The organism is Bacillus sp. FSL R5-0560 (assembly GCF_037966305.1).
In the GTDB taxonomy this organism is placed as follows: domain Bacteria; phylum Bacillota; class Bacilli; order Bacillales; family Bacillaceae; genus Bacillus; species Bacillus mojavensis.
In genome coordinates this window covers 2,853,665-2,867,109 of the sequence record NZ_CP150195.1, presented here as the reverse complement: position 1 = coordinate 2,867,109, position 13,445 = coordinate 2,853,665, and the positions used below count along the sequence as shown (strand labels likewise).

Here is a 13,445-nt window from a genome sequence, read left to right as displayed (position 1 = left end):
GAATAAATTAATAAGTGCCGAACATAGATGTTCGGCACCTGATGATATTTAATATCGAAATCCTCCGTGTACACCAGATGCTCCGCTGAACCCTCCGGCGTGCGTCGCCGGGATACTAAAACCGCCGCCATGGCCGCTATAGCCGGCACCTGAAAATTGCTGCCCGTAAAATCCTGAAGCATATGGAAATGAAGAGTACATAGCAGATGGGGTGCTTAGCGGGCTGTATGTCTGACTGAACGGCTGTCCGTATCCAAAGCCTCCAAATGGCTGGTGGCCTTGCTGATAAAAGCCAGGGGCTGCCGGATAAAATGGCTGGGGAAAGCTTGGAAAACCCCCGGGAAATCCTTGGATGTCTGCAAATGATTTATTCATCGTATCACCTTTTCTTTGCAAGATACCACCAGTGTATGACGAAAAATAATGAAAGAGCCTATCCGAACTGAAATTGTTTTTTTGCGAGAAGATCTTTCATATATACGTCTCAACGAAACAATAACACGTCATATTATGTGACATATTTATATGAAATTGAAAAATTTGAGTGTAAACTTGATAGATTAATAAAAAAATTACAAAAACTTTTATCTTTTGAAATGCCTTATATACCAATAATGAAAGCGTATACAGTATAGTTTGATTAATCTAAATTGTCTAATAATTTTAAAAAAGGCTGTTGACACTGCGTCCAAAGCGGCGTAATATGAGTTCAACAAAAGATAAACGCAAGTTTCACAAGCGCAAATGATTGCAGTAGGATACTAAAAAAATGAAAAAAAAAACGATCTTCTTGGACGGCAGAATAGATGTTCAAGAGACTCAATATGAAAAGCGCAGATGAGGATAAGTAGCCTTGAAAAAGCTTTCCACAGAGAACCGGATTAGCTGAGAACCGGCGAAGCTTTACAAGGTGAACTCGCCTCAGAGTGCCAGTCTGAAATCACAGTAGGACTTGGCCGGGTGAACGATGATGTTTACTCGTTATTAAAACGGATAGGAATATCCATGAGACGGCCGTATCAAAGGCCGTAAACAAGGGTGGTACCGCGGAAAGAAGAGCCTTTTCGCCCCTTTTGGCTATCGCATTCACTGCGCGGCTGATTGTGGGCGGAAGGGCTTTTTTTATTGAATAATCAGCTATAAAGCTAATAATTGATGATCTTTAGAGGATGAAAATCCAAAAGGAGGAACTAAAAATGGGGACTAATGTACAGGTGGATTCAGCATCTGCCAAATGTACACAGACGATGAGCGGAGCGTTAATGCTGATTGAATCATTAAAGAAAGAAAAAGTAGAGATGATATTCGGTTATCCGGGCGGAGCTGTACTTCCGATCTACGATAAGCTGTACAATTCGGGAATGGTACATATCCTTCCCCGACACGAGCAAGGCGCTATTCATGCAGCGGAAGGATACGCGAGAGTTTCTGGAAAACCAGGGGTCGTTATTGCGACATCAGGTCCGGGAGCGACAAACCTTGTTACTGGACTTGCGGATGCTATGATTGATTCACTGCCTTTAGTCGTCTTTACAGGACAGGTGGCAACCTCCGTTATCGGTACCGACGCTTTTCAGGAAGCGGACATTCTAGGAATTACAATGCCGGTTACAAAACACAGCTATCAGGTCCGCCAGCCGGAAGATCTGCCGCGCATCATTAAAGAAGCATTCCATATTGCGACAACGGGAAGACCGGGACCTGTACTAATCGATATTCCGAAAGATGTTGCAACAATTGAAGGGGAATTCAGCTATGATCACGAGATGAATCTCCCGGGATATCAGCCGACAACGGAGCCGAATTATTTGCAGATCCGTAAGCTTGTGGAAGCCGTAAGCAGCGCAAAGAAACCGGTTATCCTAGCGGGCGCGGGCGTATTGCACGGAAAAGCGTCAGAAGAATTAAAAAATTATGCCGATCAGCAGCAAATTCCGGTCGTACACACGCTTTTAGGGCTCGGGGGGTTCCCGGCAGACCATCCGCTTTTCTTAGGAATGGCGGGTATGCACGGTACTTATACAGCGAACATGGCCCTTCATGACTGTGATCTATTAATCAGTATCGGCGCCCGTTTTGATGACCGCGTCACCGGAAACCTGAAGCATTTTGCGAGAAACGCAAAGATTGCCCACATTGATATTGATCCGGCTGAAATCGGAAAAATCATGAAAACACAGATTCCGGTTGTTGGCGACAGCAAAGTTGTCCTGCAAGAGCTGATCAAACAAAACGGCAAACAAGGCGATTCAAGCGAATGGAAAAAACAGCTTGCCGAGTGGAAAGAAGAGTATCCGCTCTGGTATGTAGACAATGAAGAAGAAGGCTTTAAACCTCAGAAACTGATTGAGTACATTCATCAATTTACAAAGGGCGAAGCCATTGTCGCAACGGATGTCGGCCAGCATCAAATGTGGTCAGCACAATTTTATCCGTTCCAAAAGGCAGATAAATGGGTGACATCAGGCGGTCTTGGTACGATGGGTTTCGGCCTTCCGGCAGCGATTGGCGCACAGCTGGCCGATAAAGATGCAACCGTTGTGGCGGTGCTTGGAGACGGCGGTTTTCAAATGACGCTTCAGGAACTTGATGTTATTCGCGAATTGAATCTGCCGGTTAAAGTTGTGATCTTGAATAACGCTTGTCTCGGAATGGTAAGACAGTGGCAGGAAATTTTCTATGAAGAGCGTTATTCAGAATCTAAATTCGCTTCACAGCCTGACTTTGTCAAATTGTCAGAAGCATACGGCATTAAAGGAATCAGAATCTCCTCTGATGCAGAAGCGAAGGAAAAGCTGGAAGAGGCATTAACATCAAAAGAACCGGTTGTCATTGACGTTCGGGTTGCCAGTGAAGAAAAAGTATTCCCGATGGTGGCTCCGGGGAAAGGGCTGCATGAAATGGTGGGGGTGAAACCTTGAAAAGAATTATCACATTGACTGTGGTGAACCGCTCCGGCGTGTTAAACCGGATCACCGGTCTATTTACAAAAAGACACTACAACATTGAAAGCATTACAGTTGGACACACAGAAACAACAGGCGTTTCCAGAATCACCTTTGTCGTTCACGTTGAAGGAGAAAATGATGTTGAACAACTGACAAAACAGCTTAACAAACAAATTGATGTGCTGAAAGTCACTGACATCACAAATCAATCAATTGTCCAAAGGGAGCTGGCCTTAATCAAGGTCGTTTCCGCACCGTCAACGAGGACAGAGATTAACGGAATGATAGAGCCGTTCAGAGCTTCTGTCGTTGACGTCAGCAGAGACAGCATCGTTGTACAGGTGACTGGCGAATCGAACAAAATTGAAGCGCTGATTGAATTACTAAAGCCTTATGGAATCAAAGAAATTGCGAGAACAGGTACAACGGCTTTTGCGAGGGGCACTCAGCAAAAGGCGTCATCCAATAAAACAATATCTATTGTATAAAACATAACAAGGGAGAGATTGAAATGGTAAAAGTATATTATAACGGTGATATCAAAGAGAACGTATTGGCTGGGAAAACAGTAGCGATTATCGGCTATGGCTCACAAGGGCATGCACATGCGCTGAACCTGAAAGAAAGCGGAATTGACGTGATTGTCGGTGTCAGACAAGGAAAATCTTTCACTCAGGCGCAAGAAGACGGACATCGAGTATTTACAGTAAAAGAAGCTGCGGCTCAAGCTGAAATCATTATGGTTCTTCTTCCGGATGAACAGCAGCAAAAAGTATATGAAGCTGAAATCAAAGATGAGCTGACTGCAGGCAAATCATTGGTCTTCGCTCACGGATTTAACGTTCATTTCCACCAAATTGTTCCTCCGGCAGATGTTGACGTATTCTTGGTAGCGCCTAAAGGTCCTGGACATTTGGTTAGAAGAACATATGAGCAGGGAGCAGGCGTACCGGCGTTGTTCGCGATCTATCAGGATGTGACAGGTGAAGCGAAAGATAAAGCTTTGGCATATGCAAAAGGAATCGGCGGAGCAAGAGCAGGCGTTTTGGAAACGACATTTAAAGAAGAAACAGAAACGGATCTGTTCGGTGAGCAAGCTGTACTTTGCGGAGGATTAACGTCCCTGGTAAAAGCTGGTTTTGAAACATTAACTGAAGCTGGTTATCAGCCGGAACTCGCATATTTTGAATGTCTTCATGAACTGAAATTAATCGTTGACCTTATGTATGAAGAAGGATTGGCAGGCATGAGATACTCTATTTCTGATACTGCTCAATGGGGAGACTTCGTATCCGGGCCGCGTGTTGTAGACGCAAAAGTAAAAGAATCAATGAAAGAAGTCTTAAAAGACATCCAAGACGGAACATTTGCAAAAGAGTGGATCGTAGAAAACCAAGTAAACCGTCCTCGTTTCAACGCTATCAATACGAGCGAAAACGAACATCAAATCGAAGTGGTGGGAAGAAAGCTTCGTGAAATGATGCCGTTTGTCAAACAAGGCAAGAAGAAGGAAGCGGTGGTCTCCGTTGCGCAAAATTAATTTTTTCGATACGACGCTTCGTGATGGTGAACAGTCCCCTGGTGTGAACTTAAATACACAGGAAAAACTTGCCATAGCAAAGCAGCTCGAAAGACTCGGGGCAGATATCATTGAAGCGGGATTTCCCGCTTCGTCCCGAGGTGACTTTTTAGCTGTGCAGGAAATCGCAAGAACCATTAAAAATTGTTCTGTGACAGGTCTTGCCCGCTGTGTAAAAGGTGATATTGATGCTGCATGGGAAGCGTTAAAAGACGGTGCTCAGCCAAGAATTCACGTATTCATTGCCACATCGGACATTCATTTAAAACACAAGCTGAAAATGACGCGTGAACAGGTCATTGAAAGAGCGGTTGAAATGGTGAAATACGCAAAAGAGCGTTTCCCGATTGTTCAATGGTCTGCTGAGGATGCCTGCCGAACTGAACTGCCGTTTTTAGCAGAAATCGTAGAAAAAGTGATTGATGCAGGGGCTACTGTCATCAACCTTCCGGATACAGTCGGCTATTTGGCTCCGGCTGAATACGGGAATATCTTTAAATATATGAAAGAGAACGTTCCAAACATACATCAAGCAAAGTTGTCAGCTCACTGCCACGATGATTTGGGAATGGCAGTCGCCAATTCTCTCTCAGCGATCGAAAATGGCGCTGATCAAATTGAATGTGCGATTAACGGAATTGGTGAAAGAGCCGGAAACGCTGCATTAGAGGAAATCGCAGTTGCCCTTCATACCAGAAAAGATTTCTATCAAGTCGAAACAGGCATTACGCTAAATGAAATAAAACGCACTAGTGATTTAGTAAGTAAGTTCACAGGTATGGTTGTTCCGCGAAATAAAGCGGTAGTGGGCGACAATGCATTTGCTCATGAATCAGGCATCCACCAGGACGGCTTCTTAAAAGAAAAATCAACATACGAAATTATTTCACCAGAGCTTGTCGGTGTAACGGCAGATGCGCTTGTCCTAGGCAAGCATTCAGGACGCCATGCATTTAAAGACCGGCTGACAGCATTGGGATTCCAATTTGATAGTGAAGAGATTAATAAGTTCTTTACGATGTTTAAAGAGTTGACTGAGAAGAAAAAAGAAATCACGGATGAGGATCTTGTCTCTCTTATTTTAGAAGAAAAAGTAACAGACCGCAAGATTGGGTATGAATTTCTTTCTCTGCAAGTCCATTATGGAACATCTCAGGTCCCTACAGCTACGGTTTCTTTGAAAAATCAAGAAAACGCCCAGCTTATTCAGGAAGCGGCTACAGGAGCCGGTAGCGTGGAAGCGATATACAATACCCTTGAACGCTGTATCGATAAAGATGTGGAGCTCTTAGACTACCGCATTCAGTCCAATAGAAAGGGCGAAGACGCATTTGCCCAGGTTTATGTAAGAGTAGTAGTAAACGGAAAAGAATCCGCAGGGCGGGGCATAGCGCAAGACGTATTAGAAGCTTCGGCGAAAGCCTATCTGAACGCAGTCAACCGTCAATTGGTTTTCCAGTCTAATATGAACGGACTGCAAAACCATACAGCTGTCGGATCATAATAGAAAGGAGAACGGTTAACTTGAAGAAACGGATTGCTCTATTGCCCGGAGACGGGATCGGCCCTGAAGTATTAGAATCAGCGACAGACGTGCTGAAAAGTGTTGCCGAACGCTTCAGCCATGAATTTGAATTTGAATACGGCCTTATTGGAGGAGCGGCAATTGACGAACACAACAACCCTCTCCCAGAGGAAACCATTGCGATTTGTAAAAAGGCTGATGCTATTTTGCTCGGTGCTGTCGGCGGCCCGAAATGGGATCAAAACCCTTCGGAACTGAGGCCAGAAAAAGGGCTGCTCGGCATTAGAAAACAGCTTGACCTGTTTGCGAATTTGCGGCCTGTGAAAGTGTTTGAAAGCCTTTCTGACGCTTCGCCTTTGAAAAAAGAATATATTGATAACGTTGATTTCGTTATCGTTCGTGAACTGACAGGCGGTTTGTATTTCGGCCAGCCGAGCAAACGCTATGTAAACAGTGAAGGTGAGCAAGAAGCGGTAGACACACTGTTTTATAAGAGGAAAGAAATTGAACGCGTGATTAGAGAGGGCTTTAAAATGGCGGCTGCCAGAAAAGGCAAGGTTACCTCTGTTGATAAAGCGAACGTTCTTGAATCAAGCAGGCTGTGGCGCGAAGTGGCTGAAGACGTCGCAAAAGACTATCCTGAGGTGAAACTTGAGCATATGCTCGTTGATAACGCGGCAATGCAGCTGATTTATGCACCGAATCAATTTGATGTCGTGGTGACTGAAAATATGTTTGGTGACATTTTAAGCGACGAAGCGTCCATGCTAACAGGTTCTCTCGGAATGCTTCCGTCAGCGAGCCTATCAAGCTCAGGACTCCATTTGTTCGAGCCTGTACATGGCTCTGCACCTGACATAGCAGGGAAAGGAATGGCAAATCCATTTGCGGCTATATTGTCAGCGGCAATGCTTTTGAGAACATCTTTCGGGCTTGAAGAAGAAGCGAAAGCTGTAGAAGATGCGGTCAACCAGGTTCTTACCTCTGGAAAAAGAACAAGAGACTTGGCAAGAGGTGAAGAATACAGCAGCACTCAGGCCATTACAGAGGAAGTTAAGACAGCATTGATGAGTGAAAATACAATTTCTAACGTGTGACAGCTTATGGTGTAAGCGGTCTTAGTTCATAGGTAGAGGGAGGAAATAAAGATGATGCCTCGAACGATCATCGAAAAGATTTGGGATCAGCATATTGTAAAACATGGTGAGGGAAAACCGGATCTTCTCTATATTGATTTGCATCTCATCCATGAGGTGACATCCCCTCAGGCATTTGAAGGGTTGAGACAAAAGGGAAGAAAGGTCAGAAAACCGCAAAATACTTTCGCGACGATGGACCACAACATTCCAACCGTCAATCGCTTTGAGATAACGGATGAAGTTGCGAAACGACAAGTGACAGCGCTTGAGCGGAACTGCGAAGAGTTTGGCGTACGCCTTGCCGATCTTCACAGTGTAGATCAGGGGATTGTCCATGTAGTCGGGCCTGAGCTTGGCTTAACGCTTCCGGGAAAAACGATTGTATGCGGCGACAGTCATACTTCTACTCACGGTGCATTCGGCGCCCTGGCATTTGGAATCGGAACGAGTGAGGTTGAACATGTTCTTTCTACACAGACACTGTGGCAGCAGCGTCCGAAAACGCTTGAGGTGCGTGTAGACGGGACACTGCAAAAAGGGGTAACCGCAAAGGATGTCATTCTTGCTGTTATCGGTAAATACGGCGTGAAATTCGGCACCGGTTACGTCATTGAATACACTGGGGAAGTATTCAGAAACATGACGATGGATGAGCGGATGACCGTTTGCAACATGTCAATTGAAGCCGGAGCAAGAGCAGGTTTGATTGCGCCTGACGAAGTGACATTTGAATATTGCAAAAATCGCAAGTATACGCCAAAAGGAGAAGAATTTGATAAAGCCGTAGAAGAATGGAAAGCGCTGCGCACTGATCCAGGCGCTGTTTACGATAAATCAATAGTGCTTGACGGCAATGACATTTCTCCTATGGTGACATGGGGTATCAACCCGGGAATGGTTCTTCCTGTCGATTCTGAAGTTCCGGCACCGGAAAGCTTTTCAGCGGAAGATGACAAAAAAGAAGCGATTCGCGCTTATGAATATATGGGGCTGACACCTCATCAGAAAATTGAAGATATCAAAGTGGAGCACGTATTTATCGGTTCCTGTACTAATTCACGCATGACTGACCTCCGCCAGGCTGCCGATATGATCAAAGGAAAAAAGGTAGCTGAAAGTGTTAGAGCAATCGTCGTGCCTGGATCTCAGAGCATAAAACTACAGGCTGAAAAGGAAGGGCTTCATCAGATCTTCTTAGACGCTGGATTTGAATGGAGAGAATCAGGCTGCAGCATGTGTTTGAGCATGAATAATGACGTTGTTCCTGAAGGAGAGCGCTGTGCGTCAACCTCTAACCGCAACTTTGAGGGCAGACAAGGAAAAGGCGCGAAAACACATCTCGTCAGCCCTGCGATGGCTGCGATGGCCGCCATTCACGGCCATTTCGTGGATGTCAGGAAGTTTTATCAGGAAAAAACAGTTGTGTAAGGAGTGCACGAGATGGAACCTTTGAAAACACATACGGGGAAAGCGGCCGTATTAAATCGTATTAATGTTGATACAGATCAGATCATTCCGAAACAATTTCTGAAGAGAATTGAAAGAACGGGCTACGGCCGTTTTGCATTCTTTGACTGGAGATATGATGCGAATGGTGAACCGAACCCGGAATTTGAACTGAACCAGCCGGCTTATGAAGGGGCATCCATTTTAATAGCGGGAGAAAACTTCGGCTGCGGGTCATCGCGTGAACACGCTCCGTGGGCGCTTGATGATTACGGCTTTAAAATCATTATTGCACCGTCATTTGCTGATATTTTCCACCAAAACTGCTTTAAAAACGGTATGCTGCCGATTCGCATGCCATATGACAATTGGAAAAAGCTTGTCGGACAATACGAAAATCAGTCACTGCAAATGACAGTCGATCTTGAGAATCAGCTTATTCACGACAGCGAAGGCAACCAGATCTCATTCGAAGTCGATTCGCATTGGAAAGAAATGCTGATCAACGGCTATGATGAAATTTCATTAACGCTTTTACTTGAAGATGAAATCAAGCAATTTGAGTCGCAGAGAAGCTCTTGGCTTCAAGCTTAAAAAAGCTGCCCGGCAATTTGTCCGGCAGTTTTTTTTTGCCTGGCAGAACCTTTCCTTTCTTGTTTTTGTGTACGGGTGTTGATACACTTGAACAAAATAAATGCCTGAAAGGAATATAGGTATGACGCATGACAAGAAAAACGCAAAAATTATTCCTTTTCCTCATCTGAAAGACCGTCTGGTGGAAAAAGGAATGTCCTCGCTGAAGGAGAAAAAGTATCAAGAGGCGCTGGAACTGTTTTCAGAAGCAATGAAATATGATGATACTGAATCAGATCTTCACTTGGGCATGGCCATTTGCTTTTTGGAGCTGGGCGAATTAGAAGAGGCAAAACGTGTATGCGAAAAGATGCTGAAAGAAGGATATGGCCAGTATTTTACAGTTTTACAAGTGTACATGACGATCTTAATACAGCTTAAGAAATACGAAGAAGTAAAACGCACGATTGAAGCCGTCCTTGAGGAAAATCAGCTGCCTGCGGAAAGCGCCGAGCAATTTTATAAACTGCTTGATTTCAGCCGTAAAATGACCGATCCAGAGCGAGAGGACGAGGCTTGGGCAGAAGAGTATGAAGATGTGATCGACACGGAGAAAGTGTTAGCCAGCCCAGAGGAACAAATGAATTTGATCCATTCATTGAAAGACCGCAATGTAGCGAAGTATACGGGGCTGTTAAAAACAATTCTTGAAGATCCCGCTGCTCACCCGATTATCAAGACGATGATCGTGATGTTAATGGCGGAACACGACTACAGCAAACCGGTCCACATTACAAAATTCGGAGACTCTATGACAATCGAGCCGAGCAAGACTGTCCCGCCTGATGCCTCCCCGATTTTGCACCGCGTTCTCCGGGTGCTGGATGAAACGCTTGGGAATGAAAATCCAACCCTGTATGCAGCGGTAGAAGAACTGTGGAGAAGACATTTGTACGTTTTATATCCATTTCAGCCTAAATTGCTGTCTGCTGATCTTTGGGCGGCGGCCCTGCATAAAGTCGGCTATGAAATGCATGGGATTGAGATTGAAAGCGAAGAGTTGCATATGATGTATGAGTTTACCGACAGAGAACTTGATGAAGCGTGCACAATGATTAAAGATATTGAAGAAATTTCTTATTTGTAAATCACGCCATATAGTTGAAAGCGGTATGTGTTATGTTATAATATAATGGTTGTATTTGTGTATAACGGGTTATTAGAAATACGGTTGGACAGGCTTTACAGTTCATTATTAAAATGGATACATAATGATTCTGATCTTTGGCAGCTTCGTTTTTGTTGGACGAAGCCGAATGATTGCTTTAGAATGGAAGACCGACACAACCTGAATAGATTTTTGGAGGGAAACACATGTCTGTAAAATGGGAAAAACAAGAAGGCAACGAAGGCGTTTTAACTGTTGAAGTTGATGCTGAAACATTTAAAACGGCACTTGATGATGCATTTAAAAAAGTAGTTAAGCAAGTTTCAATTCCTGGATTCCGTAAAGGGAAAATTCCTCGCGGTTTATTCGAACAGCGCTTTGGCGTAGAAGCTCTTTACCAAGATGCTTTGGATATTCTTCTTCCTGTAGAATACCCTAAAGCGGTTGAAGAAGCTGGAATCGAGCCTGTAGACCGTCCTGAAATCGATGTTGAAAAAATCGAAAAAGGCGAAAGCTTAATCTTCACTGCAAAAGTAACAGTGAAACCTGAAGTGAAGCTTGGCGAATACAAAGGCTTAGGCATCGAAAAAGACGACACAGTTGTAACGGACGAAGATGTTCAAAACGAACTAAAAGCGCTTCAAGAGCGTCAAGCTGAGCTTGTTGTAAAAGAAGAAGGCGCTGTTGAAGAAGGAAACACTGTTGTTCTTGACTTCGAAGGATTCGTTGACGGCGAAGCATTCGAAGGCGGAAAAGCTGAAAACTATTCACTTGAAGTGGGTTCTGGTTCATTCATTCCTGGCTTCGAAGATCAGTTAGTCGGCCTTGAAACAGGTGCTGAGAAGGATGTTGAAGTAACATTCCCTGAAGAGTACCACGCTGAAGATCTTGCCGGCAAACCAGCTGTCTTCAAAGTGAAAATTCACGAAATCAAAGCGAAAGAGCTTCCTGAGCTTGACGATGAATTCGCAAAAGATATCGATGAAGAAGTGGAAACACTTGCTGAATTGACTGAAAAAACGAAGAAACGTTTAGAAGAAGCAAAAGAAAACGAAGCTGACGCTAAATTGCGTGAAGAACTTGTTCTGAAAGCTTCTGAAAACGCTGAAATCGATGTTCCTCAAGCGATGATCGATACTGAGCTTGACCGCATGCTGAAAGAATTCGAACAGCGTCTTCAAATGCAAGGCATGAACCTTGAGCTTTACACTCAATTCTCAGGTCAAGACGAAGCTGCGTTAAAAGAGCAAATGAAAGAAGATGCTGCAAAACGCGTTAAATCTAACCTGACTCTTGAGGCGATTGCGAAAGCGGAAAACCTTGAAGTAACAGATGAGGAAGTTGATGCTGAGCTTTCTAAAATGGCTGAAGCATACAACATGCCTGTTGAAAATATCAAACAAGCCATCGGTTCTACTGACGCGATGAAAGAAGATTTAAAAGTTCGCAAAGCAATTGATTTTCTTGTAGAAAACCGTTAATATGGTGCATAATAATAGTAATAATAAAACAGGGCGCGAATCATTCGTGCCTTGTTTTGTACAATTATGATATATCTCTTTTTCTTGGGGCAAGATAGTTAATGCAGGGCTGTTTTTTGTCATACATATAGAATGTGCAAGTCAGAAACACAATGTTACCGTCTTTTTGGAAAGTATGGTAAAATGCAATACATACTCGTTCGTTTCAAGAATCATTTTCTTTTGCTCTGCCGGTAAAAGAAAAAGTGAGACAAGATTAAGGGGTGAAAGAATGTTTAAATTCAACGAGGAAAAAGGACAATTAAAATGCTCGTTCTGTGGAAAAACACAAGATCAGGTTCGTAAGCTTGTAGCTGGACCTGGTGTATATATATGTGACGAATGTATCGAACTCTGCACTGAAATTGTGGAGGAAGAACTCGGAACAGAAGAAGAAGTAGAATTTAAAGATGTGCCGAAGCCGCAGGAAATCCGTGAAATTCTGAATGAATATGTCATCGGCCAGGATCAAGCGAAGAAATCACTCGCTGTTGCTGTGTATAACCACTATAAGCGCATTAACTCCAACAGCAAAGTGGACGATGTCGAGCTTTCGAAAAGTAACATTTCATTAATCGGCCCGACAGGAAGCGGTAAAACCCTTCTTGCGCAAACGTTAGCCCGTATTTTAAATGTGCCGTTTGCGATTGCTGACGCTACGTCCCTGACAGAAGCTGGATATGTGGGTGAAGATGTAGAAAATATTCTCTTGAAACTCATCCAAGCTGCTGACTACGACGTGGAAAAAGCGGAAAAAGGCATTATTTATATTGATGAAATCGATAAAGTGGCAAGAAAGTCTGAAAACCCGTCTATCACACGCGATGTGTCAGGTGAAGGTGTGCAGCAGGCGTTGCTGAAAATTCTTGAAGGAACTGTGGCGAGTGTGCCACCTCAAGGCGGACGTAAGCACCCTCATCAAGAGTTTATTCAAATTGACACAACAAACATTTTGTTCATTTGCGGCGGTGCCTTCGATGGTATCGAACAAATCATCAAACGCCGTTTAGGACAAAAAGTGATTGGCTTTGGTTCTGATAATAAGGTTGCAGATCTGGAGAAAGAAGACCTTCTTTCAAAAGTGCTTCCAGAAGACTTGCTCCGTTTCGGATTAATTCCGGAGTTCATTGGACGTCTTCCTGTTATTGCAAGCCTTGAAAAGCTTGATGAAGAAGCATTGGTTGCGATCTTAACAAAACCGAAAAACGCTCTTGTGAAGCAGTTTAAGAAAATGCTTGAGCTGGATAATGTTGAGCTTGAGTTTGAAGAAGAAGCGCTGTCTGAAATTGCCAAAAAAGCAATTGAGCGTAAGACTGGAGCACGCGGACTCCGTTCTATCATTGAAGGCATTATGCTTGATGTGATGTTTGACCTGCCTTCCCGTGATGACATTGAAAAATGTGTGATTACTGGAGCGACTGTAACGCATGGAGAGCCGCCTCGCCTTTTGTTAAAGGACGGTACTGAGGTTAGCCAAGATAAAACGTCTGCTTAAAAATGAAAAAGAACCTCCTGAGTGGTAACATTCAGGAGGTTTTTTGTTGTGT

The 13,445-nt window shown here is 43.9% G+C and carries 11 protein-coding genes and 1 other annotated feature; of the genes, 10 read left to right on the top strand and 1 reads right to left on the bottom strand.

The features are described 5' to 3' along the window. Positions 1 to 48: 48 nt before the first annotated feature. On the bottom strand, positions 49 to 375 hold the full coding sequence (gene cotQ / locus NST56_RS15195; protein WP_326190983.1) for an inner spore coat protein CotQ: 327 nt from the start codon (positions 373 to 375) through the stop codon (positions 49 to 51). 450 nt (positions 376 to 825) lie between these two features. Further along, positions 826 to 1,075 (top strand) — a binding site (T-box leader). Positions 1,076 to 1,196: 121 nt separating this feature from the next. Between cotQ and ilvB the strand changes: the two genes are divergently transcribed. The 10 genes from ilvB to clpX all read left to right on the top strand — a co-directional run bounded on the left by ilvB (position 1,197) and on the right by clpX (position 13,393). Continuing rightward, entirely contained in the window at positions 1,197 to 2,921 is a 1,725-nt protein-coding gene (ilvB, locus tag NST56_RS15190) for an acetolactate synthase large subunit (RefSeq protein ID WP_326203188.1), read from the top strand. Beyond that, positions 2,918 to 3,436 carry an acetolactate synthase small subunit gene (gene ilvN, locus NST56_RS15185; protein WP_010335192.1) on the top strand — a complete coding sequence of 173 codons (519 nt, stop codon included), beginning with the start codon at positions 2,918 to 2,920 and terminating at the stop codon, positions 3,434 to 3,436. The genes ilvB and ilvN overlap by 4 nt, the downstream gene beginning before the upstream one ends. 23 nt (positions 3,437 to 3,459) lie before the next feature. Further along, entirely contained in the window at positions 3,460 to 4,488 is a 1,029-nt protein-coding gene (ilvC, locus tag NST56_RS15180) for a ketol-acid reductoisomerase (protein WP_010335191.1), read from the top strand. Continuing rightward, positions 4,475 to 6,031, top strand: coding sequence for a 2-isopropylmalate synthase (locus tag NST56_RS15175; protein WP_326205670.1), 1,557 nt, complete (start codon positions 4,475 to 4,477; stop codon positions 6,029 to 6,031). Before ilvC ends, NST56_RS15175 begins: the two co-directional genes overlap by 14 nt. 20 nt (positions 6,032 to 6,051) lie before the next feature. Then, positions 6,052 to 7,149 (top strand): 3-isopropylmalate dehydrogenase, encoded by a 1,098-nt coding sequence (gene leuB / locus NST56_RS15170; RefSeq protein WP_339177525.1) that lies wholly within the window; start codon positions 6,052 to 6,054, stop codon positions 7,147 to 7,149. Between the two features lie 51 nt (positions 7,150 to 7,200). Further along, the gene (gene leuC / locus NST56_RS15165; RefSeq protein WP_010335188.1) at positions 7,201 to 8,619 is read left to right on the top strand and encodes a 3-isopropylmalate dehydratase large subunit; all 1,419 of its coding nucleotides are present in this window, start codon (positions 7,201 to 7,203) and stop codon (positions 8,617 to 8,619) included. A 12-nt stretch (positions 8,620 to 8,631) separates the two neighbouring features. Further along, positions 8,632 to 9,231 (top strand): 3-isopropylmalate dehydratase small subunit, encoded by a 600-nt coding sequence (leuD, locus tag NST56_RS15160; protein WP_339177521.1) that lies wholly within the window; start codon positions 8,632 to 8,634, stop codon positions 9,229 to 9,231. A 121-nt stretch (positions 9,232 to 9,352) separates the two neighbouring features. Then, positions 9,353 to 10,357: a DNA damage checkpoint antagonist DdcA gene (gene ddcA, locus NST56_RS15155; RefSeq protein ID WP_339177519.1), complete on the top strand. Its 1,005-nt coding sequence runs from the start codon at positions 9,353 to 9,355 to the stop codon at positions 10,355 to 10,357. Positions 10,358 to 10,584: 227 nt separating this feature from the next. Continuing rightward, a complete protein-coding gene (tig, locus tag NST56_RS15150; protein WP_326333886.1) occupies positions 10,585 to 11,859 on the top strand; it encodes a trigger factor in 1,275 nt (424 codons plus the stop codon). A 271-nt stretch (positions 11,860 to 12,130) separates the two neighbouring features. Next, positions 12,131 to 13,393, top strand: a complete 1,263-nt coding sequence (gene clpX / locus NST56_RS15145; RefSeq protein WP_010335184.1) for an ATP-dependent protease ATP-binding subunit ClpX — start codon at positions 12,131 to 12,133, stop codon at positions 13,391 to 13,393. Positions 13,394 to 13,445 lie beyond the last annotated feature (52 nt).

Coding starts and splice junctions, on each gene's coding strand:
- cotQ (WP_326190983.1), bottom strand. CDS start 375: ATGAATAAATCATTTGCAGACATCCAAGGATTTCCCGGGGGTTTTCCA.
- ilvB (WP_326203188.1), top strand. CDS start 1,197: ATGGGGACTAATGTACAGGTGGATTCAGCATCTGCCAAATGTACACAG.
- ilvC (WP_010335191.1), top strand. CDS start 3,460: ATGGTAAAAGTATATTATAACGGTGATATCAAAGAGAACGTATTGGCT.
- tig (WP_326333886.1), top strand. CDS start 10,585: ATGTCTGTAAAATGGGAAAAACAAGAAGGCAACGAAGGCGTTTTAACT.
- ddcA (WP_339177519.1), top strand. CDS start 9,353: ATGACGCATGACAAGAAAAACGCAAAAATTATTCCTTTTCCTCATCTG.
- leuD (WP_339177521.1), top strand. CDS start 8,632: ATGGAACCTTTGAAAACACATACGGGGAAAGCGGCCGTATTAAATCGT.
- clpX (WP_010335184.1), top strand. CDS start 12,131: ATGTTTAAATTCAACGAGGAAAAAGGACAATTAAAATGCTCGTTCTGT.
- leuC (WP_010335188.1), top strand. CDS start 7,201: ATGATGCCTCGAACGATCATCGAAAAGATTTGGGATCAGCATATTGTA.